The organism is Mesorhizobium sp. M8A.F.Ca.ET.218.01.1.1 (assembly GCF_004791165.1).
Taxonomy (GTDB): domain Bacteria; phylum Pseudomonadota; class Alphaproteobacteria; order Rhizobiales; family Rhizobiaceae; genus Mesorhizobium.
Genome location: NZ_SRUZ01000002.1, coordinates 452,573 through 477,807, shown reverse-complemented (window position 1 = coordinate 477,807; position 25,235 = coordinate 452,573). Strand labels below are relative to the sequence as shown.

At 57.9% G+C, this 25,235-nt stretch carries 18 protein-coding genes and 2 pseudogenes; 15 read left to right on the top strand and 5 right to left on the bottom strand.

Annotation, left to right across the window (positions count from 1 at the left end; genetic code table 11):
* The first annotated feature begins 617 nt into the window (after window positions 1–617).
* From EN861_RS35345 to EN861_RS08650, 11 genes are all read left to right on the top strand, one after another.
* Complete coding sequence (locus EN861_RS35345; protein WP_189343588.1) at window positions 618–1,184, top strand: hypothetical protein; 567 nt, start codon at window positions 618–620, stop codon at window positions 1,182–1,184.
* 476 nt (window positions 1,185–1,660) lie between these two features.
* The gene (locus EN861_RS08700; protein WP_128314960.1) at window positions 1,661–2,671 is read left to right on the top strand and encodes a hypothetical protein; all 1,011 of its coding nucleotides are present in this window, start codon (window positions 1,661–1,663) and stop codon (window positions 2,669–2,671) included.
* Window positions 2,672–3,403: 732 nt separating this feature from the next.
* Window positions 3,404–4,651, top strand: coding sequence for a methylaspartate ammonia-lyase (locus EN861_RS08690; protein WP_128314958.1), 1,248 nt, complete (start codon window positions 3,404–3,406; stop codon window positions 4,649–4,651).
* A 20-nt stretch (window positions 4,652–4,671) separates the two neighbouring features.
* Window positions 4,672–5,823: a CaiB/BaiF CoA-transferase family protein gene (locus EN861_RS08685; RefSeq protein WP_135863275.1), complete on the top strand. Its 1,152-nt coding sequence runs from the start codon at window positions 4,672–4,674 to the stop codon at window positions 5,821–5,823.
* A gap of 133 nt (window positions 5,824–5,956) precedes the next feature.
* Entirely contained in the window at window positions 5,957–6,901 is a 945-nt protein-coding gene (locus EN861_RS08680) for a CoA ester lyase (RefSeq protein WP_245501519.1), read from the top strand.
* 85 nt (window positions 6,902–6,986) lie between these two features.
* The gene (locus tag EN861_RS08675; protein WP_128314956.1) at window positions 6,987–7,913 is read left to right on the top strand and encodes a LysR family transcriptional regulator; all 927 of its coding nucleotides are present in this window, start codon (window positions 6,987–6,989) and stop codon (window positions 7,911–7,913) included.
* Between the two features lie 195 nt (window positions 7,914–8,108).
* On the top strand, window positions 8,109–9,542 hold the full coding sequence (locus EN861_RS08670; protein WP_126097356.1) for an NAD-dependent succinate-semialdehyde dehydrogenase: 1,434 nt from the start codon (window positions 8,109–8,111) through the stop codon (window positions 9,540–9,542).
* Window positions 9,543–9,569: 27 nt separating this feature from the next.
* Window positions 9,570–11,093 (top strand): fumarate hydratase, encoded by a 1,524-nt coding sequence (locus EN861_RS08665; RefSeq protein ID WP_135863273.1) that lies wholly within the window; start codon window positions 9,570–9,572, stop codon window positions 11,091–11,093.
* A 489-nt stretch (window positions 11,094–11,582) separates the two neighbouring features.
* A complete protein-coding gene (locus tag EN861_RS08660) occupies window positions 11,583–12,080 on the top strand; it encodes an Lrp/AsnC family transcriptional regulator (RefSeq protein WP_095488146.1) in 498 nt (165 codons plus the stop codon).
* Window positions 12,081–13,493: 1,413 nt separating this feature from the next.
* Window positions 13,494–14,354 (top strand): DUF4231 domain-containing protein, encoded by an 861-nt coding sequence (locus EN861_RS08655; RefSeq protein WP_095488148.1) that lies wholly within the window; start codon window positions 13,494–13,496, stop codon window positions 14,352–14,354.
* Window positions 14,355–14,363: 9 nt separating this feature from the next.
* On the top strand, window positions 14,364–14,870 hold the full coding sequence (locus EN861_RS08650; RefSeq protein WP_126097358.1) for a TIR domain-containing protein: 507 nt from the start codon (window positions 14,364–14,366) through the stop codon (window positions 14,868–14,870).
* Window positions 14,871–15,383: 513 nt separating this feature from the next.
* Here EN861_RS08650 and EN861_RS08645 read toward each other — a convergent pair.
* Window positions 15,384–15,818, bottom strand: a pseudogene (locus tag EN861_RS08645) (transposase); the annotation flags it as partial.
* A gap of 352 nt (window positions 15,819–16,170) precedes the next feature.
* On the opposite strand from EN861_RS08645, the gene EN861_RS08640 reads away from it, so the two are divergent.
* Both EN861_RS08640 and EN861_RS08635 read left to right on the top strand, forming a co-directional pair.
* A complete protein-coding gene (locus tag EN861_RS08640) occupies window positions 16,171–17,577 on the top strand; it encodes an aminotransferase (RefSeq protein ID WP_063169303.1) in 1,407 nt (468 codons plus the stop codon).
* A gap of 935 nt (window positions 17,578–18,512) precedes the next feature.
* Window positions 18,513–19,250 (top strand): LuxR family transcriptional regulator, encoded by a 738-nt coding sequence (locus EN861_RS08635; RefSeq protein WP_126102498.1) that lies wholly within the window; start codon window positions 18,513–18,515, stop codon window positions 19,248–19,250.
* Between the two features lie 530 nt (window positions 19,251–19,780).
* Here EN861_RS08635 and EN861_RS08630 read toward each other — a convergent pair.
* Entirely contained in the window at window positions 19,781–20,062 is a 282-nt protein-coding gene (locus EN861_RS08630) for a DUF2285 domain-containing protein (protein ID WP_135863270.1), read from the bottom strand.
* Between the two features lie 116 nt (window positions 20,063–20,178).
* On the opposite strand from EN861_RS08630, the gene EN861_RS08625 reads away from it, so the two are divergent.
* Complete coding sequence (locus EN861_RS08625; RefSeq protein WP_126097360.1) at window positions 20,179–20,412, top strand: helix-turn-helix transcriptional regulator; 234 nt, start codon at window positions 20,179–20,181, stop codon at window positions 20,410–20,412.
* Between the two features lie 479 nt (window positions 20,413–20,891).
* Here the strand turns inward: EN861_RS08625 and EN861_RS08620 are convergent, their stop codons facing one another.
* Window positions 20,892–21,158, bottom strand: a complete 267-nt coding sequence (locus tag EN861_RS08620) for a DUF2285 domain-containing protein (RefSeq protein ID WP_126097361.1) — start codon at window positions 21,156–21,158, stop codon at window positions 20,892–20,894.
* A 109-nt stretch (window positions 21,159–21,267) separates the two neighbouring features.
* Between EN861_RS08620 and EN861_RS08615 the strand changes: the two are divergent.
* Window positions 21,268–21,487 (top strand): annotated as a pseudogene (locus EN861_RS08615) (helix-turn-helix transcriptional regulator).
* A gap of 739 nt (window positions 21,488–22,226) precedes the next feature.
* On the opposite strand, the gene EN861_RS08610 reads toward EN861_RS08615, so the two are convergent.
* Together EN861_RS08610 and EN861_RS08605 are read right to left on the bottom strand one after the other, a co-directional pair.
* The gene (locus EN861_RS08610; protein ID WP_126097362.1) at window positions 22,227–22,925 is read right to left on the bottom strand and encodes an OmpW family protein; all 699 of its coding nucleotides are present in this window, start codon (window positions 22,923–22,925) and stop codon (window positions 22,227–22,229) included.
* 38 nt (window positions 22,926–22,963) lie between these two features.
* Window positions 22,964–25,126: a prolyl oligopeptidase family serine peptidase gene (locus EN861_RS08605; RefSeq protein WP_126097363.1), complete on the bottom strand. Its 2,163-nt coding sequence runs from the start codon at window positions 25,124–25,126 to the stop codon at window positions 22,964–22,966.
* Between the last annotated feature and the right edge of the window lie 109 nt (window positions 25,127–25,235).

Sequence of the window (25,235 nt, the reverse complement as noted above, 5' to 3'; positions counted from 1 at the left end):
AGATCGGATGGCGACGCCGAACGAGTTCGCACAGACCTTCAATCCGCGACGGTCGCTCGCGCTGCGCAATGCGAAAAGCTCCGCGCCAGCCCCCGTCGCTCCACCGCCCATCAAGGCAATCAAATGCCGGAAACGAACTCAAAACTGGATAGAAACTGGAGGCAACGTCACGACCTCCGCCACCTCGGGATGGGCCAATACACGCTCGACCGCGGCGCTGGCGGATGATAGATGATCACACGCGCGCCGATACGGGTCTTCTCTCGCAGCTTGAATGAGGGCTGGATGAGATTGCCGTGCAGCCGCACTGCGTCATAGTGACGAACAATCGTCACCGTGGCTTCCGCGCCCACGAACCTACCATAGCCGACCAGGACGAACGATGGCACCGTTCTTCTGCTCGACCCATGCCTGATCATTCTTCCGATAGCACGGGAACGCGTCACTTCCAATCCTCGACTTCTGCACCAGGAGACCACGAGTTCATTCATGAAGGCAAATCATTGTCAAAGTCCACGCCTTGAAGCGGAAAGGGGAACAACGACCTGGCCCGCACGACGGCAGCGATGACAAGACCACTTTCTCGCGTCCGGACCGGCACGCACTCGGTCCAGCCTGTGGCGATATCGGTCAAGACCATCATTTGCACACAGCTGCCGGGAGCAACGAAGCCGCCCTCGACATATCCGGGCGGCGGATCGTTCCAGTCGCCGAAGCTGCGCACCGGAAGCGACCGACGCACCCCAGAACTCAGTCCGGCGCGAGGGCGCTGTCCCCGGCGATACCGCACGAACTTCCGGAAGCAGGCGATCGATCGTCGCAGCACTGATCGTCAGCAGCTTGTCGCCAAATTCGCCATCCAGATCGAGCCGGCCATGCCGCTCAAGAGCCGGCAGCAAAATGGCAATCGAGCAAAGGCGATCGGACGCCTCCACAATGCCACCCGCGCCTCCCAACTTCGGGGCGATAAAGCAGATATTGTCCGGTGGGCGTGGGACCGACGGCGCGAGGTCGCAGCACCCGGATCGCATGTTGCGATTGTGGCCGGTAACTGCGACGAGCTCGTCCAAATCCGTCGTTTGTCGGCCCGGCAGCTCGATCGATATCGCTCGACAATCGCTTCAACCAATTCCAACCTTGTCGCCGCTAACCCGCCCCGCCACCCAGCCTCCGAACCAGGATGACAACAGGGCTTCATCCCGTCGGGACGGCGACCCTCGGTAACAATCAACGTGAGGCAATGCGGGGGGCAGTTTCTCAATTCGCCCGACAGTTAACCAAGAAGTGTCTTCGCTACTGCATTAGACGAACGCATGAAAACGATCACACAGGCAAGCGACGGGCCTCGCGGCGTGCGCTAATAAGCCGACCATACCCAACAGCACGGACGCATCCCATCAGCTACCCCAGGCCCAGGGTTTGGTCGAATCTCGCGACATCCACGCATAGGTGTTCAGCTTGTCTCATTGAAGACCTCTATGTGCGATCTGATACATTGAGGTACAGTATTCCGGCCCGCGCGGCTTGAAACACGTGGCTTCCTTCCTTGGCACGCCAGTTGCTGGAGACTTCATGCAAGGTCCGCGGCTGGCCGTTCCTTCAAGCAAGGCAAGTCGGGCAAATGAACGTGATAGAAGCCAAGTCAGCAAAGGGGAAGCCCATGCGGATAGCAGTCGTCCGGAACCGTGATTTTACTGGCGTAATCAACCGGTTCGGTCAGCCTTATCCAGAGTCCCCGCACCCTTGGCCGCAAAGTGGTGCGACAGCCCATAGGGTGGTGGCGGCACTACAAGACAGTGGTCACGAGACGCTGTTATGTGAAGGCGACAAAGGACTCCTCGACAGGCTCGAACGATTCATGCCATCCGACCCGCAAGGCCGCCCTTCCGGAGCCGTCTTCAACTTGGCAGAGGGGATTCAGGGCGAGTACCGTTTCACCCACGTCCCAGCCATGCTTGAGATGGCGGGCGTTCCATACACTGGGTCGAGCCCACTCGGACACGGGCTGACGGACGACAAGGTCATCAGTAAGACACTCATGCGCAGCTGCGGCGTGCCCACGCCAAATTTTTGTGTCATGCGCGACAGCACCGAGAGTGCCGGCAATCTCCGATTCCCAGTGGTAGTCAAGCCGCGTCACGAGGACAACAGCTTTGGTTTGCAACTCGTACATGAGCCCGGTCAACTGAGGCAAGCAGTGGAATTGATTGTCACGGAATATGCGCAGGATGCGCTCGTGGAAGAATACATCGACGGGCGAGAAATCCATGTCGCGCTACTGGGAAACGGGCAACCCGAGGTGTTGCCCTTCGCTGAGATCGACTTCGGTGAACGCGAGATTGGCCTTTTGACCTGGGAAGCGAAACACCTCCCGGCCGAGCAGCCTACGACGATTTGCCCGACGCAAATTGAGAGCAGCCTCGCGATTTTGCTGCGGAACATTTCGGTTGCGACCTTCCGTGCCTGCCAATGCCGAGATTATGCCCGCCTCGACATCCGGATCGACCGCTCCGGCCGACCTTTCGTATTGGAGATCAACTCAATGCCAGGGCTCAGTATGAGCTCCGAATTTGTCCTAGCCGGGATCGCTGCTGGACACAGCTACTCGAGCTTGATCAATCGCATCCTCGACGTCGCCCACACGCGATATTTCGGAGTCGGCATTGCCTAAGCTGAGGGTTCAGCATCAGAGGCAAAAAAGACGGAGCTGACAGTTCAGCGGGCCTGCCAGTTTCCAGTCCGCAAGAACCCGAGAAACTGCGGCGACAGCATGACCGTGAGATCCTTTGGCGGCCTTGCAGTGGAGGCGTAGGTCACCATCCGATCGCTGTCGACATCCGCCGCCTTGAGACTCACCGCCTCCGAGCGCGCAACCCCGCGCCATAGGGCGGTGGTCAGCGCAGTGCGCGACTTCAATAAGGGCACCGTTGCCCACAAAGCGCACTACATTGTCGGTGCTCAGGATCGTCGGCAACTTGCGGAGGCTTGCGCGCATAGACCGGATCTCGCGTGGTCCAGCGTCAGCGCTACTGAATGTCTTCTCGACTCGGCGCAGAAGAAAGCCACGCACGGAACGTCTGGCTCAGCGCCGGCCAGGAAAGGCCCTGCGACGTTAGAAGCGCGAAAAATGTTTTGGCCACGGTGCTGAATGGCAAGAGCTTGGCGAGGGGCTGGGCATGCGAATCCGCCAAAGCCAATGGGCGCTTCGCATCGGCAAGAAAGATGACTGTTGAAGTTGGCCCCACATTGATTGCGTTAGGCGATGTCGGCCTCCTCGCTAGCGAGCTCCTTCATCTGGAAAACAGATGGTACCGCCTCCGACTTTATATTGGCGGCGGGGCTGGCAGGTGACGCATAGTGAGCCAGCCTACAATTGCGTCTTGAACAAACCGAGCGAAACGAAGTGCAGATCAAAGACGTCCTCCTTGCGTCTGGCAACGGCGCATTCTTCTATGACGATCAAGCTGCCATTAGGTCCGGCGCAACCCAGGACGGCTTCATCTATGTCGGCGAACCGATAACGCCTGGGTTCACGTCGCTTCGCATTCCGGCATCTTCGCTGAGCGTCGGGCTTGTTCTCACGGACGACACCGTTGTTTGGGGCGACATGATGGGCGTTCAGTACTCTGGTGCTGGCGGACGCGATCCTGTGTTTGAAACTAATCAAATCTCGGATTTGACGTCGCGCGTCGTGGCACCACGGCTTCTCGATGTCGATGCGTCTCTTTATCTTGATGCCTGCGCGAAGGTTTTCGAGCCATTCGAACAGCAGCGGCTATCACTCGCGATTGAGTACGGCGTCAGCCAGGCGCTGCTTCGAGCCGCGGCCTACCTCCAGCGCGCCACAATGGCAGAGGTTGTATGCGCTGAATTCAACTTACCGCTGCCGACGCGCCGGGTCCCGATTTACTGCCAGAGCGGCGATGCTCGCGAAGTCAATGTCGACAAGATGATTTTGAAGGCGGTGGATGTGCTTCCCCACGGTCTGATCAACTCACGGCAGAAATTCGGCGTAGACGGTCAGACCTTCATGGAGTTCGTGAAGTGGGTCGCGAAGCGTACGCGCGAGATCGGCCGTCCCGGGTATAATCCCGTGCTGCATTTCGATGTCTATGGCTGGATCGGTCAAGAAATCGGCCTGGAGCCGCAACGGATCGCCGATTTTATCTGCAGGGTTGTCGATACCGTTCCGGGTTTTACGATCAACATCGAGTCCCCGGCGGACTTTGGTTCGACGCAAGCTCAAATTGAGAACTACGCCGAGATCGTATCCATTTTGGACAGCCGAGGTTCCACTGCTCGAATTGTCGTCGATGAGAGGTGCAACACGCTTGAGGATATTCGGCTCTTTGCCGAAGCGAGAGCCGCGCATCTCATTCAAATCAAGACGCCCGATGTTGGCTCATTGGCTGACACGGCACATGCCGTGCTCCTGTGCAAGGAGAACAAGGTAGGCGCGTACGTTGGAGGAAGCTGTACCGAGACAGATCTCTCTGCCCAAGCTTCTGTCCACATATCGGTGGCGACCCAGGCAGACATGATGCTCGCAAAGCCCGGGATGGGTGTCGACGAGGCATTTTCCATCGTTGGGAACGAACAGAACCGGTTGCTCGCCATCCTGAACCGTCGAGCAAGTAAAAATGTTAGTTGAAAAGGGGCGGTGTGTCGGCAATGCAGAATAGCCTTGAGGGGATCACCGTCGTTGCGGTGGAGCAGGCCGTGGCAGCGCCTTATGCGTCATCTCGCCTTGCGGATGCCGGCGCCCGAGTGATCAAGATTGAACGGCCGGAAGGTGACTTTGCCCGAAGCTACGACAAGTTGGTTCGGGGGCAGAGCGCTTACTTCGTCTGGCTCAACCGGGGCAAGGAGTCGGTTTGTCTAGACCTGAGGTTGGAGGCGGACCGCGAGGTTCTCGACACACTCGTTGCTAGTGCAGACGTCTATATCCAAAATCTGAAACCGGGCAGCATCGAAAAACTGGGTTTCGCGTCTGGGGATCTCCGTCGACGTTTTCCGCGGCTGATCACCTGCGACATCTCTGGATTCGGGAACACAGGGCCGTATTCGCATTTGAAGGCTTATGACCTCATCGTCCAGGCCGAAACAGGTCTATGCGCGATCACCGGCAACCAACAAGGGCCTGCGCGTGTAGGGGTTTCGGTTTGCGACATTTCGGCGGGCATGACAGCACATAGCGCCATTCTTCAGGCCCTCTATCACCGCGAAGTCACCGGTGAAGGCACCAGCATCCAGGTGTCTCTGTTCGATGCCGTCGCCGACTGGATGAATGTTCCGGTTTTGCAAAACGACTACAGCGGCTACCACACGGCACGCGCCGGCGTGAAACACCCGTCGCTCGCGCCGTATGGCGCCTATCGGTGCGCCGACGGCAAAGACGTCATCTTTTCTGTTCAGAACGACCGTGAATGGGTAAATTTTTGCGAGAAATTTCTTAGGCAGCCGGAGCTCACACGCACTCCCGGTTTTGCTGACAACATGGAGCGCCTCGGTCACCGCGCGGAACTTGATGAGATCATTGAACGGCGGTTTTCCGAATTGTCCTGCCACGAAGCAATGCAGGAGCTTGAGGCGGCCGGTTTGGCGTATGGTCGCCTGAATGAAGTCGCGGATATTTCAAATCATCCTCACGTTCGGAGGGTTGGGGTTGGCACACCGAAAGGAATTGTAGCTACAATAGCGCCAGCAGCGATCTTCAACTCTGAGCGCTCCTCGCTGCGTCCAGTTCCGGCTCTAGGCGCTCATACCCAGGCTGTCCGCGAGGAGGTTCGAGGGCTTTTGCGCGAAAGAGCCGCGTCAGCGTGAGCGCGCGTTTGAGTAAGGTGAGTCTGCTCGCGGTATATGAAGAGCCTGTCTATCTCGGATCATCTCAGCGCATCGGCCATCCAGCAAGCCCATCGCCGTCACGCTCGCTAACATTGATCACAGGGGCGACTCCATGATCAAGGACACCTTTCCGGCCGTTGAAGGCGCGATGTCTGTACCACGCTGGAGATCCCTGCTCTTTGTACCCGCTCACGTCCCGCTCTTTGTGGAGGCTGCCCATGAGCGCGGGGCAGATGGCGTCATACTCGACCTCGAGGACTCCGTTCCCCAGGATCAGAAGGGAACGGCACGGCGGCAGCTTCCTGAATGCGTTGCAAAGGTAGGCCGGAAGAACGCATCTGTTTTGGTCCGCGTGAATCATGGTTTGCGCGCTTTGGCGGCCGATCTCGATGCAGCGGTGATGGCAGGTGTTAACGCACTGGTTCTCCCGAAGACGGAATCGGCGGAGTGGGTATTAGAGGTCGCGAATGCGGTTTCGGAACTTGAACGGGAAAGAAATCTTCCGCCGGGAGGCATCCGGTTCCTTGCCCAGATCGAGACCCCAGGCGCCTTGCAAAGACTCGCGGCCATTGCGTCGGCGCATCCAAGGATGGTCGCAATGGCGCTTGGTCCTGAAGACTTCAGTGCCGCTGTCGGCGGTGCCCCGGAATTTGATCTGCTCCTGGCCCCGAACCTTGCCGTGCTGTTCGCTGCCCGCGCGGCCGGATTGCTCCCTTTGGGCTTTATTGGAAGCGTTGGCGAGTTCTCGGACACCCATAGACTTCGTGAAACCGCGGCGCATGCGCGGCGGCTTGGCTTTGCCGGAGCTTTGGCGATCCACCCGGCACAAGTGGCCATCTTCAATGAGGCCTTCTCGCCGAGCGCACAGGAGATCGAGTGGGCCCGTCGTGTTCTCGCGGCGGAAAAAGATGCGGCAGGGCAGGGCCGAGGCGCTTTCGCCTTGGATGGAAAGATGATCGATCCACCGGTGATCCGAAGGGCCCAAGAAATTACCGCCTGGGGTCCGGAACCGACTTGGGTGTTTGAGCCTTCTGCGGCTGGTTTAGAGCAGACTTAGTGCGCCCTGGCACAATTATTGCTGTCGCGCCATCGCATTTCGAGATAGATTACATAAATTGGAGTTCGCCCTCGGAAGAGTACCCGTGGAAATCAGGCAGTTAAGATACTTCGTTGGCGTGGTCGAAGCAGGCAGTTTCACCAAGGCCGCTGGCTTTCTGAATGTCGCCCAGAGTGCGCTGAGTCTGCATGTGCGCCAATTGGAGGAAGGCTTCGGCACTCAGCTGCTGATACGCGACAGGACCGGCGTGAGCGTGACGGCGTCAGGAGCCAAACTGCTCGAGCGGGCGCGGGCAATTCTCAAAGAAATTCGACTTACCGAGGTGGAATTGACCAACACAGCCGCTTCCCCTGCCGGGGAGGTGACTATTGGCATTCCGTCTGGAGCTGCTCGCGTCCTGAGCGGTCCGCTGCTTGAGGCGGTGAGACACGAACTGCCCAAGGTGTCCCTCAAGATGGTCGAGGGTATGACGGGACCGCTAGAGGAATGGATGGCGGCTGGACGCTTCAATCTGGCGGTTCTGTACCGCACAGCAGACAGTGTGGGGCGAATGACGGTGCTAGCGCGCGAAGACCTTTGTCTGGTGGTTCCGTCCGGCGAGCCACCGTTTGAAGATGCGATATCTCTGGCCGACCTGCATGCATTCCCCCTGGCGGTTCCCATGCGCAACAACAATGTCAGGCGTTCGGTGGCTGATGTCGTCGCACAACACGGTTGCGCGCTGGACGTCAGGTTTGAAGTGGACTCCCTCTCAACGATCATCAACATGGTCGTAGAGGGAAAAGCGCATTCTATTCTCGCCCCGTCTGCGGTTCAGAAAGAAGCCTCCCAAGGGCTGGTCCGGACTGTCAAGATCGTCGATCCGGTGATTACTCGGTCCGTGGTGCTCGCTGTAAATCCCAAAGATGAGCGTTCTGCGGCCGTTTCTGCGGTCCGCAAGCTCATTCCGAAGGTCGCCAGAAAATTGATTGAAATCGGGGACTGGGCGGCGGTGGCGCCTGAGGCGACCTGACAAACTAACCTGTAAAGCTGGGCATGATCTTTTGCGGCCATTGGGACCAGCCCGATCTGGATTCCAGATGGATTTCGGCAATATTCGATATTTGACCCGCCGCGACCATCGCGATGAAACTGGCTCAAGCGAGTTCAGCAGTTTCGATATCGAAACTGCGCTCGTATGCAAGAATTCAGTCAAGTGGAGCCCGCGATGTCCGACGCCAAGAGTTACGAGCTCTTCATTAATGGCAAATGGCGAGCCGGTGGTAGCCGAGCCACTTTGCCGGTGATCAACCCGGCGACGGAGAAGGTATTTGCCTCAGTGGCCTCGGCTACGGTTTCAGACTTGGATGAAGCTCTTGCTTCGGCAGAACGCAGCCGCAAGGCGTGGTCCTCACGACCCGCCAAAGAGCGTGGCGAGATACTCGTCTCTGCCGCCAGCATTCTGGCAGAGAAAGCTGGCGCCGCAGCCAGGGACCTGTCGTCCGAACAGGGAAAGACGATTGCCGAAGCAACAGGAGAGTACGCGCGCGCAGTCGAAACGCTGGAATGGAATGGCCGGCATGCCGATGAGTTGTCGACCCCGATTCCGTTGGGTCCGAACAGGATGATCGTCCCGGAGGCCCTCGGTGTCGTCGCTGCCTTTACGCCGTGGAACTATCCAGCCGTTCTCATCGCCCGCAAGCTCGCCCCCGCGCTGGCGGCAGGCTGCCCGGTGATCCTCAAAGGGGCCGAAGAGACGCCAAGCGTGGCTGTCCATATCGTGGAATCTTTGCGTCAAGCAGGGATACCGGAAGGCGTGGTCAACCTGGTGTTCGGTGTTCCTGTGCATATATCACGGCATCTGCTCAGTTCGCCAATTGTCAAAGTCTTGACGTTCACGGGGTCGACCGCTGTTGGGAAACAGCTGGCCACACTGGCCGCGAATAATCTGCAGCGCTGCATCCTTGAGCTCGGTGGACATTCCCCGGTTATTGTGTGCGAAGATGCCGACCTGGCAACGGCGATACCGGCTATTTCGGAATACAAATTCGAGTGCGCGGGCCAGAGTTGTAATGCGCCCAGCAGGATTCTTGTCGCCCGATCCCGCTATGAGGAATTCCTGTTCCGGATGACGGAGGCGGTCCGAAAAATCAGGATCGGTCCACCGGATGACCCTGCAACGCAGATGGGTCCCATGGCAAACGCGCGGCGAATCGAGGCCATGCAACGCCTGACCAAAGATGCGGTAGAGGGCGGCGCCCAAATCGAGACCGGTGGCACCCCCCTTGACCGACCGGGGTTTTACTGGCCGCCAACCATCCTGACTGGCGTACCGAAGGAAGCGAGAGTACTTCATGAAGAGCCGTTCGGACCAATTCTCAGCGTGGCTCCTTTCGATACGATCGAAGAGGCGATCGATGAAGCCAACGCCACGGAGTACGGTCTGGCCGCCTACTTGTTTACTGGCGCGGCCGATACGCAACAGAGGCTTGTGGGCGGTCTTTCTGCGGGCGCTGTTAGTGTGAATTACCTGAAAGGGGTTTCCGCTGATGCCCCTTATGGAGGAGTCAAGCAAAGCGGCTATGGATATGAAGGCGGCGAGCAGGGGGTGCGAAGCTTCCAGATTCTGAAAATGGTCAATGGCCTCGGTTCATTTGGATAAAATCCGGTGGGAAACAGAACACGGACCATGGCCGGTAGCGACATCACAAGGAGCGTCGCCGACGCCCTTCAGTACATCTCGTACTATCATCCTCCAGATTATATCCGGTCTCTTTCTCACGCATACACGCGAGAACAGAGCCCGTCGGCGAAGAATGCCATAGGTCAGATTCTGCTGAACTCCCGCATGGCGGCCTTTGGGCGGCGCCCGATTTGTCAGGACACCGGACTTGTGGTTGTCTTCGCAAAGGTCGGCATGGATGCCCGCATTAAGTCAACGGCCAGTTTCGCTGATCTTGTGAATGAGGGCGTACGTCAAGCCTATCTCGATCCGGACAATCCCCTTCGGGCATCGATCGTTGCGGATCCCCTCGCTAGACGGGTCAACACCCGAGACAACACGCCGGCAGTTGTCCATGTCGACCTGGTGCAAGGTAACCAGATTGAGATCACCATCGCCGCGAAAGGCGGCGGGTCGGAGAACAAGGCACGTTTTACCACCCTCAATCCCACCGCCTCCGTTTCCGACTGGGTGGTCAATACCGTTTCGACCCTTGGCAGCGGGTGGTGTCCACCTGGACTGATCTCTGTCGGCATCGGTGGTAGCGCTGAAAAGGCGATGCTGCTGGCCAAGGAGGCCATGAACGAGCCCATCGATATGGCGGAACTGATCGCAAGGGGGGCGTCAAGCGCAGAGGAGGGGCTGCGGATTGAGCTTTATGAGCGGATCAACGCGCTTGGTATCGGCGCCCAAGGCCTTGGTGGTCTGACGACAGTCGTTGACGTCAAGGTTGCGACCTATCCTACTCATGCAGCGTCCAAGCCCGTGGCGCTCATCCCGCAATGCGCCGCCAACCGGCACCTGAAGTTTACTTTGGACGGGTCTGGACCCATCAGCCTCCAGCCGCCCGATTTGCGCGAATGGCCCGACATCGAAGCCGACGAATTGAACCCAGCCGGCGTCCGGCGGGTCAATTTAGATACGCTGACGAAGGAAGAGACGGCATCGTGGCGCTGCGGTGAAACGCTCCTGCTGTCTGGAAAGATGCTGACGGGCCGTGACGCTGCCCACAAACGAATGGTCGAACTGATCGATGCCGGCAAGCCGCTTCCAGTCGATCTGCGGGGACGCGTGATCTACTACGTCGGTCCCGTCCGGGCAGCGAGAAATGAGATCGTTGGACCCGCCGGTCCAACAACCTCCAGCCGCTTGGACGATTTTACGGACAAGGTGCTCGCCGAAACCGGCCTTTTCGCGATGGTGGGCAAAGCGGAGAGGGGACCGGCGGCCATCGCCTCGATTGTAAGACACAAAACGCCATACCTTGCTGCAGTGGGTGGCGCTGCGTACCTGATCTCAAAATCGATTAAGGCGGCGCGGATCGTTGCCTTTGAAGACCTGGGCATGGAAGCCATCTATGAATTCGATGTGCAGGACATGCCTGTTATCATGGCCGTCGATGTTGAGGGAAACTCCATTCACAATTCCGGGCCTCTTGAGTGGCGTAAGCGTATGGCGGCCGACAGCATCGCACGCAACATCGGCGTTTGAGTCTTTCCGTTGGGCGATTTCGGCCAGACTCCAGCGTCAAATTGCCGTGAGACGAGCGGCATTTGCGGTGCCTTGCGCCTCGGCGAGCCGGACGAGCAAGGCCTTCAATTCACCCCAATAGCTGAATGTGCCACTGAATACTGCATTGAGTATGCCGTCCACGCGATCGAGGCTCGAATGCCGTCGCACGTCTATCAAGTACGGCAGCGGAGATTCAAGAAAATGGGGTATCTATTTATTAGGAGGTCTTCGCCGCCGCCGACTAATCTCTCCAGCGGCATCATTGCCCCGTTAGGCGTCGGGGCGATAGCCAAAGTACTTCTGCAGCTTTTCTCAGCGGATCGCTCTCCCTCAGCTGATTGTCGTACCCCATTCTGGCACATCTCGGACCGAGAACGGATGCGTTCCACTACTACATTCGGTCATTCAAGATGGATAGAATTGATCGGCGCACAAGGCGCTGTCATCGCTGCTTGAGAGCAACAGGTTATGAAGTCGAAACCCGACCCCGTGCAACTCGACAGTTGGGACGTCCGGATTCTCTCCGAGATTCAGGCAGACGGTCGGATTTCAAAAAGTGAGCTTGCAAAACGAGTTCATCTTTCGGCGTCGGCCTGTTCGGAGCGGCTCCGAGCACTCAAGGCCGCAGGGATTATTGAGGGATTCTATGCGCGACTGAGTCCTGCCCTCATTGGCGGCATGATCTTTGTGATGGTAGAAGTCGTGCTGGATCGCCATCGTCTTGAGGACCAACGACACTTCGAAACTGCAATCCAAGAGATCCCGGAAATCCTGGACTGCTGGGCAATTGGGGGGCGCGTCGATTATCTGATGCGGGTCGCATCTCCTTCTATGGCCGCCTATCAGGATTTCATGGAGGGACTGCTGCAGGCAGGCTTGGGCATTGATCAATACTATAGCCTTGTCGTCACGAAACCAGTGAAGTCCAATTCACCGATACCTTTGTCCGCACTGAGGCAACGGTGAAACCGAAAGTTTAAGTTTCAACGGCGTTTGGCGCGGATCCCGTAGATTCGTCGGCAAAAGGCGCCCATTCCGACGAAACTCAAGGGACATTTGCGGTATACTAATTGCTGGAAAAAGGTGGCCGAGCGCTATCCGCCAGTTGATGGCGAGGAAGGACGATGCGCTTGAGCAATCTGGAACCGATCATTCCAGGAGACGGATCGAAGCAGCCATCGGACGCACTTGCCCAGCACGGTTACGGCGAGAAGTCAAACCGGATCGTGCCTGGTTGAGGAGGCGTCCATATCTAAGATGCGAAGTGCCGAAAAATGCCTCTACCGCTACTTCAAGGGGGGAACTTTCGCCCTGGATTGGCGATCAGTGGCGATTGAGCTTAGTCGCGGTCAGCGCATCCGTGTAGGGGGCGAAATCTACAGCGAGGGTTTGGCAAGCCGACGGATAGCGGGAGTGCAAGCTGGCCCGCTCGGCCTTGACGACCAACCGGGCCCTCGACGCCTGCGGACATTCGGAGATCGCTCCATCGCGTTTTTACGTCCTAAGTTCGTTGCTGATCGAGATTAGGAGATCGTCTGTCCTGTTTGACATTGCTGGTCTCCGCAGCCTTCTAAGTGAGGAGCATGGCTGTGCCGGGGGCGCGTAGGTGGGTGACAAGGCCGGTCACTCCTGCCAGCCGACGTGGTCTTTGAGAAGGTGGAGGTTGCGCTACCCGGCTGGAGAGCATGGTGCCAGTTTTCACAAGACAAGGGTCGCTTAATCGAATGGGCGTCAAGTTCATAGATTGCGAACAGATCATGGGGGGATTTGAATAGTGCTACTGACCGAGGCAGAGCTGAAAAGAGTTGCGAATGCCAGTCGAGGACATAGAGCCGCATCGATCGTTCTAAAGGAAGAGACGGCCGCAGCTACAGCCAGATCGTCATTCGACGTTTTTCTGTCACATTCTTTCAAGGACGCAGAGATCATTCTCGGTGTGAAGCGAATTTTCGAGGAGCTTGGGTTCACTGCTTACGTAGATTGGGTCGAAGATTCACAACTGGACCGCACAAAGGTCTCCTCGGCCACCGCCGAGTTGCTGCGAACCCGTATGAGGCAGTCAAAGACGCTTATCTATGTGCATTCAAACAATTCTCCAGGATCCAGATGGATGCCTTGGGAGCTTGGCTTTTTCGATGGGTTTCGGACCGCGGTAGCGGTTCTGCCCGTGGCAAAAAATTCTTCGGAAACATTCTCCGGGCAAGAATTTTTGGGCCTATACCCTTACATTGATGGGACAGGACCTGCATTCCTGTTTATGAACAGAGGGACCGCGCCTCGCTCAAGAATAGGCTCTGTAAGCTCGACTGCTAACCTCACGTTTGCCAAATCCTGGCTTAAAGAATTTACCGCCACAAAATAGACTGGTGTGCTTCAAAAATGAAATATCCTGGACTCTATAATAGCGCCGACGTGGCATCCAACGAGCAGCAGGCGACGTTTCTGCGCCTGATCCGGGCAGAGTACGTTCTTCTTTTTTTAGCGTCGGTGCTCTCTTTGGACTTGTCGTCATCAAAAGCCTATTTCGGTGTCTATGCTGCGGTATTTCTTTGCTCAATGGGAGTCCTCATTTTCCGGTCGGTCACAAAGCCCGAGCAGGTCTGGTATCAGGCTCGAGCTCTGGCAGAGTCGGTGAAGACATTGACTTGGCGCTTCGCGATGCGAGCACAGCCGTTCGATGACGCGCGCGCGGCTGACGCCAGAGCTGATTTTCGAAAGCTCATGGAAGATATCCTTGATAGCAATCGTCACCTTGGTAGCGCGTTGAGCGGCACCGATTCAGCATCGCCCCAAACAACGGACGAGATGATGTCGATAAGGGACTCCCCGCGAAAAGAACGAAAAGACCTATATCTGCAGAGACGAATCTGCGACCAACGGAAGTGGTACGAGAAGAAGGCGCGCTCGAACAAGAGGTCCGCGAAAGTCTGGATGGGCCTTGGTATTTTTGCATACGCTCTGGGATTCTCGTTCATCGTAGTACGCATCGCTGACCCCGCGATGCCAGGCTGGCCGACCGAGCCGCTAATTGTCATCGCCGCCTCCCTTATCGGGTGGACCCAGATCAAGAAATTTAACGAATTGGCATCGGCTTACACGTTGACAGCTCACGAGATCGGCTTGACTGCCGACCTTATTACGGACGCCAACTCGGATGAGGCATTCTCCGCCGCGGTGAACGAAGCCGAACTGGCTTTCTCACGGGAGCACACCCAGTGGGTTGCTCGTCAAAACAACTAAGAGACAACAATGGCATACAGCGATCCGACCTATGTAATATTTGACGGCGATGAAGACGCTTGGGCATACCGCTTTATGAAAGGGTGGAACGCCAGCGAGAATGTGAGTTTTGAATTCGCGAACGCTCACGATCTGGACAATATGACGGGCCGAGCACAGGACGAAGATTATGTTAAACGCAATCTTCGCAACAGAATGAATGGATCGAGCCAGGTACTTGTCCTGATCGGTGAGAAGACGAAAAACCTTTTTCGCTTCGTGCGCTGGGAAATGGAATTGGCTCTTGATCTAGGTCTGCCGATAATCGCAGCAAACCTTAACGGCTCGCGGCAACAAGATGTGAGCTGTCCGCCTATCATCAGGGACAAATGTGTTGTGCACGTGCCGTTCAAGATGAAGGCCATCAAGCACGCGCTAGCCAATTGGCCGAGCGAATTTCATCGGCTTTCAAACGCTCAGCGTGGCGATGGCGCCAGGAGCTATGGCGAAAGCACCTATCGCGATCTCGGCTTATAATCGCCCACCTAAAAGCACTTAGCCGCCAAAACATCCTCGCCATCCGCTGGCGGCGACTAGCCTTAGCAACGACCGCCAGCCTGTTCCGAGCTTGCCGAGCGATGATAAGAAGACGTCCGATTTGCTGAGTTTGGCAGAAAGCTGCAGGTCATGTGCAACCTATTTGAGGAGCCCCGCTCGAAGCGTCGGATCGTCAGGCACGATCACGTCGCGCGAGGGCGCTGGTTTCGCGAGGAAAAGGAGCGGCTGTTCGACGTTGAGGCTTGATCCAGCGTTTCGAGACTGCACGAGCGGCGAGCATTGATGGAGGCAGCTTTTCAGGCCGCGCAATTCTGTCGGCTGCCCCCTCCTGCGAGCCGCAGCTCGGCTCGCCCTGCGCTGCAACCACGAATCTGCGATCGCAAGAAAGGCAACACGCTGACCGATAGAACTTGGCGGCGCTGGTCGGCTGCGAATCAAGATGTCGATGGCAAGGAGCTCTCGCCGCGCGTCTTTGCCGGGCCGAACCTTCTGGCTCTCGTCCAGCCGCTTGTTGATGGCCGAGATCGACGAGGCCGAGAACTCATGGCCGCACAGCTCTTCGGTGATCGCCTTGACCTTCCGGGTCGACACGCCCTGCACATACATCTCCGCAAGCGTCGCCACCAAGGCCCGCTCGGAACGCTGGTAACGCTCGAAAAGTTCGGTCGAGAAGCGGCCCGCCCGGTCCTGCGGAACCCGCAGCTCAAGCTTGCCGACCCGGGTGACAAGCGTGCGGCCATAGTAACCCGAGCGATAGCCGAGACGCTCCGGCGTGCGCTCGCTCTTCGAAGCACCCAGCGCCTCGTCCATCTCGGCCTCGAGCACCTCCTGCATCACCGCGCGGATCACCTCGTGCAATCCATCCGGATTCGAAAGCAGAATGTCTTTGACGGCAGCGCTGGCGGTCTTACTTTCTGTCTTGGTCATGGTGGCGTTCCTTCCAGGGAATCGGTGACGTTGAACATCACCAGCCTGCCATGACCGCCCTCTCTCAGCGAATTTGCAGAACCCTCAGCACACTACCCAATATCGCCCGCTAATCGGGCACTATGGTGGGCGCATGCGCGTCGTAAGCTGTTCGTGTTTGCAGGACGCGCCCCCGACCCTCGGCTAAGGCGAAGGTGACGCCTTAGTTTTCACGGCAATTCGGGCCGATCCCGCGAATTCCACGGCCAATAACCTGCATTCCCGAGAAACTCGAGGGACGTTTCCGGTATGCTATTTGCTAAACAGGTGGCTGGCCGAGTGCCCTCCGCCAATTTATCGCGAGGAGAGGGACATGCGCTTGAGCAATCTGGGAACCGAGCAACTCCGGGAGAAGGATAGAAGCTTCGTCTTCCATCCTTCTACGCATTTGGCCAAGCACAGCCGAGGCGAAACGCCAAATAGGATTATGGCCGGTGCGGAAGGCGTCTATATCTGGGACACCGAAGGCCGAAGGAGCCTCGACGGTTTCGGAGGACTCTACTGCGTCAACATGGGATATGGATGCACGGAGATCGCCGAGGCCATTGCCAGGCAAGCACACGAATTGCCGTTCGCGCACGTCTATGCCAGCCAAGGTACGGAGCCGGTCGCCCTGTTGGCAGAGGCCGTGGTCGAGTATTTCGGTCAGAACATGCGAAGGGTCTATTTCGGCCTCTCCGGTTCCGATGCCAACGAAACCAACATCAAGCTGGTCTGGTACTATAATAACATTCTTGGCCGGCCCGAAAAGAAAAAGATCATCTCGCGAAATCGCGGCTATCACGGGTCTGGATTGGTCACGGGTAGCCTAACTGGCCTTCCCTTCTTTCACAATTTCTTCGACCTGCCTCTGGATTTGGTGCGCCATACAACCACGCCGCACTATTACCGCCAGGCGCGTGTCGAGGAGAGCGAGGAAGCGTTCTCCCGGCGCTGTGCCGATGAGCTTGAAGCCTTGATCCTGGCCGAAGGACCGGAAACGGTTGCAGCTTTTATCGGAGAGCCGGTACTTGGGACAGGAGGTATTGTGCCGCCCCCCAAAGGGTACTGGACGTCCATTCAAGCGGTGCTCGACAAATACGATATCCTTCTAATCGCGGATGAAGTGGTCTGTGGCTTCGCGCGAACCGGCGAGAAGTTCGGTTCCCACCTGTATAACATGCGTCCGGATTTCGTGACCATCGCAAAGGGTTTGAGTTCCGCCTACCTCCCCATCTCCGGGTCAATCATTGGCGACCGTGTCTGGTCGGTTTTGGAACAAGGAACTGAGAAGCACGGCGCACTCGGCCACGGCTGGACATATTCGGGGCACACGCTTTGTGCCGCAGCCGCGCTCGCCAATATTCGACTGCTTAAAGAAAAAAATATTCTGGAGCATGTCCGCGATGTTGGACCGTATTGGCAAGACCGGATGAAGGCCGAGCTGGCGGGACATCCCATCGTTGGTGAAGTTCGCGGAGTGGGTATCCTGTCGGCCGTAGAGATGATGCGGGACCCAAAACAAAGGATACCATTCGAACCCGACCTTCAGGTCGGGGTGCGCACTGCAGCTGCTCTGTTTGAGAATGGTGTCATCGGACGGGCCATGCCGCATGGCGACATCCTCGGTTATGCCCCCCCCCTGATCATTACCCGAAAAGAGATCGACATCATTGTCGACGCGACGGTAAAGTCGGTCGATACCACCTATCGCGCGCTGAAGGCCGAGGGTGCCGTATGATTTTGCGATCGCGAAGGAGCGAGTCCGGAGGCAGGCATGTCCCTGCGCGCTACTGCGCCGAGCAGACCCAAAACTGTTGAATTCCAGATATCTGATCTTGAGCATGCTCCGGGCTATTTCAGTCACGATTTGTAACCGAATCAGATCTGCCGCCGCTGTCCTGTTGCCCAACGACCAGGACCTCTGTGCGGCGCGCCCTGCGGGTGTACCTCCCCGCCGGCAGGGCGCCCTTTTTGACCCACGTAATCAGTATCATTATGGCCCGTGCGGAATCGAGGGTCTGGTAAAGGTCATCTGCACGTTCCGATGCAGATTGAGCTTAGACGTGCCCTTTACATCATTGCAGCGGGCCACGGTCGCCGGTTCCAAAGTGCGGCAATGCCGATGATTATCTTCCTTCACATCACAAAGAGCAGAATAATCATTGCGGTGAATTTTATCACGTCAGGTATATAAAAGGACGATACTCACACGCCACCCCGTTCACAAGGAAAGGCATTTTAATATTGTTGAGACGATTTGCCTATCAAAGAAAAGAAAGCATCGCAACACTTCTTTGCGGATCACGGCGCCCCGGGTGGGGGATGAGCGGCTATCCGAATTGTTATGCTAATGCCGACCCAAATTCCTGCAAAAGCTGGGGTCAATGATGGCTTTTGGTCAGCGCAGGATGATTTCTCCTGGTTTGGTCGGTGCAGGGGCGGTCATGATTTAATGCATGGAGATTCTCTGATTGAGCTGTTGAGATCATGAGGCGTCTGCCAGACGCCCATCGGGTGAGCCCAGCATGATTGGGATGACCGACGAAGATCGAAAGTGTGGCAGCATTCTGGAGCCCGGTCAGCCCAGCGACGCCCGCGGATTCAATCACGTTTGTCGGGACATACACGACGCAGCCGGAAGGCGTGCAGAAAGAGGAAGAATCGAGCGCGACGATGACGAGGGACATGCCACTTGTTTTCGAGACATTCCTAGAAAGACTGTCACAGAGTGTCGATGAGGCAGATTTCCGGGATGCCATGGCTGAGGCGGCCGGACGACTTGACCTAATCTTCTTTGCCTACCTCTCCTTGCCAGCACGGCCTTCCGGCAAACCGAGGCTAATTTCAAACTATCCACCCCGCTGGACCAGACAGTATCTGGAAAATCAGTATGAGAAACTCGATCCTGTGGTCTTGCGTGCTCGAAATGGCGGCTGCCCGTTTCACTGGGGATCGAATTTCGGAGGCGATAAAATGTCGCCGGCTCAACAGCAGCTATTCGATGAGGCGGCTCAATTCAGCATCTGCTGCGGTTTGACGATCCCAATTGTCGATCTCCGCGGCCGCATCGCTGCGGTTACTTTTGCCGCCGATGAGCCTCGTCCAGTATTTCTTCGGGTCGCTGAGCGGTACGAACAAGCTCTTCAACTGATGGCGGCCTGCTTTCATCGTTGCGTTCGCCGCAAATTGCCGAGCGATCGAACAGTGGATGGGATTTCGCTGACATCCCGCGAATATGAGTGCCTGAGGTGGGCAGCGCGGGGTAATTCAGCCTGGGTGACCGGCCGCATCTTGGGTATCAAGCCACGCACGATCGCTTTTCATTTGGACAATGCCAAGAAGAAGCTAGGCGTGCGAACCCAAAATCAGGCTATAGCCCTTTTGGGGTCCGAAGGGTCCTCAATTCTCTGAGAAGCTTTCTGATCCCCTTGTGCTCGGGCCATTCGATCGCACGCCTTGTATCGAGCGTTGACTGGATGCCAAGATCTTCTGTTCCGCCGGCTCGGGCGATGCAGCCGTATTCTTCCAGTCCGCGCCGGTGCTCATAGTCTATGGGTGCTCGAGCGGGTGTTTCGTCGCTGACGAGCTAGTCGTGCGGTTATATAGTTTCCGAGGATGGCCCGCTTGCATACCTGCCTGCCGGTAATCTCTAAACCCTTAACTTAGGGCGATGGCTGTCGGTTATGCGGCTTGAAAGCGAAGAGGTGGACCCTTCGTCGAGCGCCGGCACGATATGGAGTGCTGCTCCGGGCTAATACCCATCCAGACAGAGCGGAACCTTCTATCACGTCAGACGCTCGGTTGCCAAACCCGATTTCCTGGGAACTTAATTGTGCTCGCCACTGGGGCCATTTTGCCGGGGCTGTAGTGCAGGTCCCGATCAGCCTGACCGTGGCTGCCACAGGAACTGCCTGCTTCTATGACCGAGCACTGCGAATTTGTCAGCTGGCGAACAATTCCTTGTAGCCGCTCGTCACCATCCAGTTCGCACGGTCGAGATGACTACGAAGCGCCTTCCTGGCGCGCTCCGGTTCAAGTGCCGGATCAATGCCGAGGATCAGTTGGGCCATTTCCTCTTCGGGCGCCTCATCGGCTGAGGCGTCCAGGAGCCTCATATAGATGGTAAAGTGCGCCCTGTCGTAGGAGGTAAGACGGTCAGACCAAGGGACTTCGTCGAGCAGTGTTGAGCGTTGAGTCCTATCTGTTCCCGGTGATCGATTCATGTCTGCCGCGAACCTCGCATGTTGATCGCTGGATGCAAGGCAGAATATCCCAAAATGGGATAATCCGAAACGGGGATTAGTCGCTGAGCCGGTCTCTACCTGACCGGTTCACCTAAATGCCCAAATCTCTTCGATCTCCCCGCCACCAGCGGTTTCTGGCCCAGTTGATCTCACTGCGCAATGTCAAAGGGCTGACGCAGGCGCAGGTGGCTGAGAAGCTTGGTCGTCCGCAATCTTTCGTGGCGAAATATGAGGGTGGCGAGCGGCGTCTCGATATCATTGAGTTTCTCGACGTAACTGCGGCCCTCGATGCTGATCCGTGTGAGATTCTGTTGAGCCTGCGCACGTAGTGGGCGCCCGCGCCCTCACCGCGCGTGCCGTGTGCCGGTGGATTGATCCCCGCTTTTCTTGGCTCTGGCGTCTCGACCATTCCGCTGCGCCTCCTAGCGCGTCGTTAGACTCTCGCAATTCTCTCTGTTTGTGCCTTTCCCAGCAGGTGGCGCCGTATCCTTCTAGGCCCGCCGCGGCGTCCCGCAACCCTTAGCCAGCTGTGAGCTTTCAGTAGGTCGTCCATCCGGTCCTCCGGATGCGGTGCGGCTCAGACGGCGCGCCCCTTCCTGTCATGACTCGCCGCCGCACCGCTTCCTGGGAAGCAGCCATTGGCGAGCGGAGGACAAAACGATGAGACCAGCGAAGCGCAGGGCCATCCGCGCCGACTGGAAGTCCTCGCGATCATCTTGGAGCGGCATTCGCGCTGTGGTGATGCGTCGATGCATGGTGGTTGCGCTACTTCGTTGCTTGAAGCGAAGCGACCGCACCGCCCATTTCGTCAATTGGCGAACAAATCCTTGTAGCCGCTCGTCACCACCCAGTTTGCACGGTCGAGATGACTGCGAAGAACGTTCCGTGCGCGCTCCGGTTCGCGTGCCGGATCAATGCCGAGGATCACATGGGCCATTTCCTCTTCAGTGGCGTTGTCGGCTGAGGCGTCCAGGAGCCTCATATAGGTTGTAAAGTGGTCCTTGTCGTAGGGCGTGATGCGGTCCGACCAGGGGACCTCGTCGGCGAACGGCGTGTTCGATCTGGGCTGCAACATCGCTAATTCTATCTCCGGCCGATGGACCCGCGAAGCCCTGTGCCTGCTAAATGTGGATTACATATTATAGTTGATAAACTCAAGCCGCCTGATCCGCTGGCTTGCGTGCATGGATATGCGCAAGTTGGTCGGACGGAATGTGCAGAGGATCAGGCAAAGGAAGCGCCTGACGCAGGAGCAGCTTGCGGGAGATTTCCGGGTTCAGTCAGCAGTACATCAGCGGCTTGGAGAAAGGCCGAAGAAATCCGACAATTATCACGATCTATGAACTGGCATTGGCCCTCGGCGTCAGCCACATGGATCTGGTTCGGCCCGACAAACAGGCCTGATGCCCCCGCCCTCCAAGTAGCTGGCGGCCTGATGGCGCGCGCCGGGTGCTTGTGAGCCCACGCTTTTCTTAGGTCCCCCGGCAGCCCCTGCCATTTAGCTCGCCCTCGCGCGGGCGCACCCTATTGGACAGTCGGCCGCTGCGTTTTTGTCAGCTTTTCCTGGGACGTGGGGTGGTCGGCATTCCCTTTTAGGCCCGCCGCGGCCTGCCGCAACCTTCGCTCTCGCTTCAGGTCCTTCTCTTGGTTACGGTCCTTCGGATGCGGTCTGCCTCTTTCAGCGGGCCTAATCGCTTTCTGTCGCCCGCCCCACGGGGACAGGCACGCGAGACTAGTATGGAGCGTTGCGGTTAGCGCGCGAACAGCAAAGGAACCGAAAAAACAGGCAACTGTCGCAGCATGGCTGAACCAGCCATCGTGTCGGCATCTAGGAGTCGCGTGTTCGCCTTGCGCTGACACGAAGCTCAGACATAACGTCCGGGAGACGATGCTGGCAAATAGTCTGGCTGAAGCATTCCACCCACAATACCAAAGCCCGTCCCGATCCAAAGCGCTTCTAAGCCCTCCATCTCAGGCGCGAGGCCTGCTGGCCAGTGCACCTTCTTGGTCCGCCGGAAGAGAGCCCCGCCCTCTCGACAATCGGCTTCATGAGGTCTCGCCCTGCAGTGTCGACCGTAAAAAAGGGCGCGCGAGGCGCCCTTCATTTAAACCGGCAGTCGGGAAGCAGACTTCACTCTGATATTCAAAAGCGGTAGGTGACACCTGCGCCTATCAGCCAGGGATCGAGCTCCGCCTTCCCCGTCAGCTTCGCGCCGGCCACCGTGACGTCGAAGTCCGGCTTCAGGAAAAGCTTCTTCACGTCGAAGTTGAGGCCCCAGTGCTGGTCCACCATGTAGTCGAATCCGACCTGCAGCGCCGTGCCGAACGTGTTCTTCACCTTGAGAGCATCAGCGCTGCCAGTGTCCTGGTTGTAGAAGATCGTGTAGTTCACGCCTGCGCCGACATAAGGTTTGAACGCGCCGAGATCGGTAAAATGGTACTGCAACGTGAGCGTCGGCGGCAGCAGCCAAACTTTGCCGATGTTGCCCAACCCTCCGATCGTCCCTTGGCCCGCGATGTTGGCATAGGTGGTACCGAGTATGAGTTCGGCGGCGATGTTGTCGGTGAAGAAATACGAGATATCGAGTTCCGGCGTCACCGTGTCCGAATACGAAAGACCGGAGCCGGGAAGCGTATCAACGTAGCCCAGATCTTTCGTAACGACGCCCAACGCCCGCAGGCGGATCTGCCAAGGGATTGGCGCTTCGGTGACCGAGGCTCCCGTCTCCGCCAGGACGGTCTCTGCTTGCGCAGGCTCCGCGGCGACGGCCTGCTGTCCCACCATGATCAGGGCCACCGCCGCTGCTGTTGCCCGCGCTACGCCCATTCGCGTTCTCGCCATGAGATTCACTCCTTGATGTTCAGAAAGGATGCACTGCACTATTTCGTCTCCTGCTCGAATGAATTGTTGATGGACCTCAAATGCCCCACTTGCGTTGCAACGCGTTCCGCCGTCTCCGGAAGGTGATCGTTGAAGCCGATTGCGCTGCGGAGAAAATTGGTGCCTAGACTGATGAATGCGGCTTGCTCCCGATTGTCCTCGCCGCAGCCGTGCCCGCCTGCGCTGGCCTCGTAGAAGTAAGCGGGATAGCCAAGAGCCTGCAGTTTTGCGGCCATCTTGCGCGCATGGCCCGGATGGACGCGGTCGTCGCGTTTCGTGGTGGCGATCAGGATAGGCGGATAGGGCTGTCCCGGCGCTGCGGCGTGATAGGCGGAGATTTCCTTCAGGAAAGCCCAATCGTGAACCTTGTCCGGATCGCCATATTCGTCGATCCAGCTCGCGCCCGCCAAGAGCTTGGTGTAGCGACGCATGTCGATAAGCGGTGCTGTGCAGAACAGAGCCCCGAAATGCTCAGGATAGCGGGTCAGCATGTTTGCGATCAGCAGGCCGCCATTTGAGCCACCCTCGGCGGCAATCCGCCTCGGCAGGGTGATGCCCCTTCGCACGAGGTCGGCGGCAACGGCGGCGAAATCGTCATGGGCGAGACGCTTGCCCTCCCTGCGCCCGGCTTCGTGCCAGCGGGTGCCGAACTCGCCGCCGCCGCGGATGTTCGCCTCGACACACGTGCCGCCGCGCTCGAGCCACAGCTTGCCCAGCGGGGAGTTGTAGTAGGGCAGGAGTGATACGCCGAACCCGCCATAAGCGGAAAGGTGAATCGGAGCATCTCCGTTCCCGTTCGCCGGACCAACCTGCGTATAGGGGATCAGCTCATGATCGATAGAGACTGCCTCGTGGCGCGTGACCACCAGTCCGGATGCATCGAAATTCTCCGGGCTGCGCTTCAGGATTGCTGAAGCGCTGAGAGACGGCGCGGCATTGAGATCGAATAGCAAGAGCTGCGGCGGCGTGATCGGATCCTGAGCACAGACCAGGACCTCTCCATTGGCCTCGTGAACTGCCGCATCGAATGACCAGACGTGGACAGTCCCTTCGGCGGGCAGAGTGTCCAGGACTCGGCGCGTCCATTCCTGGTGGCCGGGAGTGAACATCTCGAAACGCGGTACGAGATTGATGAGGTAAGAGATAATGAGCTTCCCGTCATTCCAGAAGAATGACTGCAGGGAGCGCCTTTCCCCTGGTTGAAACAGGGTCTCAAATCGGCGTCCGCCGGCGAGGAAAGAGCAAAGCGAGATGACGATCAGCGCGTCGGCGGGATGGGTGGTGCCTCCCACCGTCCACGGCTTGCGCGGCCTTACCGCCAGCCAGTCGCCGAAGACCCGCCACGACGCGTCACGAGGAAGATCGATCTGCCTCCTCGGCCCGCTCCTGTCGCCGATCCAGCTGATTTCCTCGAAGAAGGCCGGCTTCTCGATGAACCAAAGGCGCTCGCTGCGGCCGGTGCGGTCCGAATGACCAGACACCTTGAGGCTCTCGAACCCGGCCTCGAAGATTACCGGTGTGGTGAGGGGATCCGCGTCACGCTTCCACAGTCGCACGGTGCGCGCATAGCCGGAGCGGGTGGCCATGCCATTACCAAGCGCACTGGAAAGCAGAAGCGTGTCAGGGTCCAGCCAACTAACGTAGCCTTTGGCCTCGGGGAGATTGAAACCGTCGGCGACAAAGCTCAGAGAGATCAGGTCGAATTCGCGATGCACGACCGCGTCGCTGCCGCCGCGCGACAGGCGCAGAACGGCTCTTTCCCGTCTCTCCGGCTCGATGGACGCGCCGTCCCAGATCCAATCCTCTCCGTCGCTAGCCGCGAGAGCATCCAGATCGAGCAGTAGCTCCCATTGGGGATCCGCCTTCATGTAGGCGGCAAGGGTGGTCCGGCGCCACAGTCCGCGTGGATTTCCGGCATCTCGCCAGTAATTGTGGAGGTACTGACCATGGCGCGCGATCAGGGGAAGGTTGTCGCGATTGTCGAAAATGGCTGTCAGAGCCGCGCGGTCGCGCTCGAACTGCGTTCCACCGAAGTGCTTTAGGGTCTTTGCCGACTGGCCGGCGGCCCAGGCAAGTGCCCGCTCGCCCTCTACATTTTCAAGCCAGAGATAGGGATCGTCGTCGGGAGCATCCAGCGTTGGACGGACATCAAATGCGTTCATGTCCGAACGACCTGAGGAATGAAAGTGGAATGGCTTCCGTTTGATCGGGAACGCTCAGTGTTGGTAGCGGCGCCCACATGTTCGAAAAGCGTGATCATTGATGAGTTCT

What these genes read in the sequence shown, in the direction of transcription:
- EN861_RS08680 (WP_245501519.1), top strand. Translation starts at nt 5,957, where the DNA reads ATGATCAAGGACACCTTTCCGGCCGTTGAAGGCGCGATGTCTGTACCA.
- EN861_RS08625 (WP_126097360.1), top strand. Translation starts at nt 20,179, where the DNA reads ATGCCCAAATCTCTTCGATCTCCCCGCCACCAGCGGTTTCTGGCCCAG.
- EN861_RS08685 (WP_135863275.1), top strand. Translation starts at nt 4,672, where the DNA reads ATGCAGAATAGCCTTGAGGGGATCACCGTCGTTGCGGTGGAGCAGGCC.
- EN861_RS08660 (WP_095488146.1), top strand. Translation starts at nt 11,583, where the DNA reads ATGAAGTCGAAACCCGACCCCGTGCAACTCGACAGTTGGGACGTCCGG.
- EN861_RS08650 (WP_126097358.1), top strand. Translation starts at nt 14,364, where the DNA reads ATGGCATACAGCGATCCGACCTATGTAATATTTGACGGCGATGAAGAC.
- EN861_RS08665 (WP_135863273.1), top strand. Translation starts at nt 9,570, where the DNA reads ATGGCCGGTAGCGACATCACAAGGAGCGTCGCCGACGCCCTTCAGTAC.
- EN861_RS08635 (WP_126102498.1), top strand. Translation starts at nt 18,513, where the DNA reads ATGACGAGGGACATGCCACTTGTTTTCGAGACATTCCTAGAAAGACTG.
- EN861_RS08630 (WP_135863270.1), bottom strand. Translation starts at nt 20,062, where the DNA reads ATGAATCGATCACCGGGAACAGATAGGACTCAACGCTCAACACTGCTC.
- EN861_RS08700 (WP_128314960.1), top strand. Translation starts at nt 1,661, where the DNA reads ATGCGGATAGCAGTCGTCCGGAACCGTGATTTTACTGGCGTAATCAAC.
- EN861_RS08620 (WP_126097361.1), bottom strand. Translation starts at nt 21,158, where the DNA reads ATGTTGCAGCCCAGATCGAACACGCCGTTCGCCGACGAGGTCCCCTGG.
- EN861_RS08610 (WP_126097362.1), bottom strand. Translation starts at nt 22,925, where the DNA reads ATGGCGAGAACGCGAATGGGCGTAGCGCGGGCAACAGCAGCGGCGGTG.
- EN861_RS08640 (WP_063169303.1), top strand. Translation starts at nt 16,171, where the DNA reads ATGCGCTTGAGCAATCTGGGAACCGAGCAACTCCGGGAGAAGGATAGA.
- EN861_RS08605 (WP_126097363.1), bottom strand. Translation starts at nt 25,126, where the DNA reads ATGAACGCATTTGATGTCCGTCCAACGCTGGATGCTCCCGACGACGAT.
- EN861_RS08670 (WP_126097356.1), top strand. Translation starts at nt 8,109, where the DNA reads ATGTCCGACGCCAAGAGTTACGAGCTCTTCATTAATGGCAAATGGCGA.
- EN861_RS08655 (WP_095488148.1), top strand. Translation starts at nt 13,494, where the DNA reads ATGAAATATCCTGGACTCTATAATAGCGCCGACGTGGCATCCAACGAG.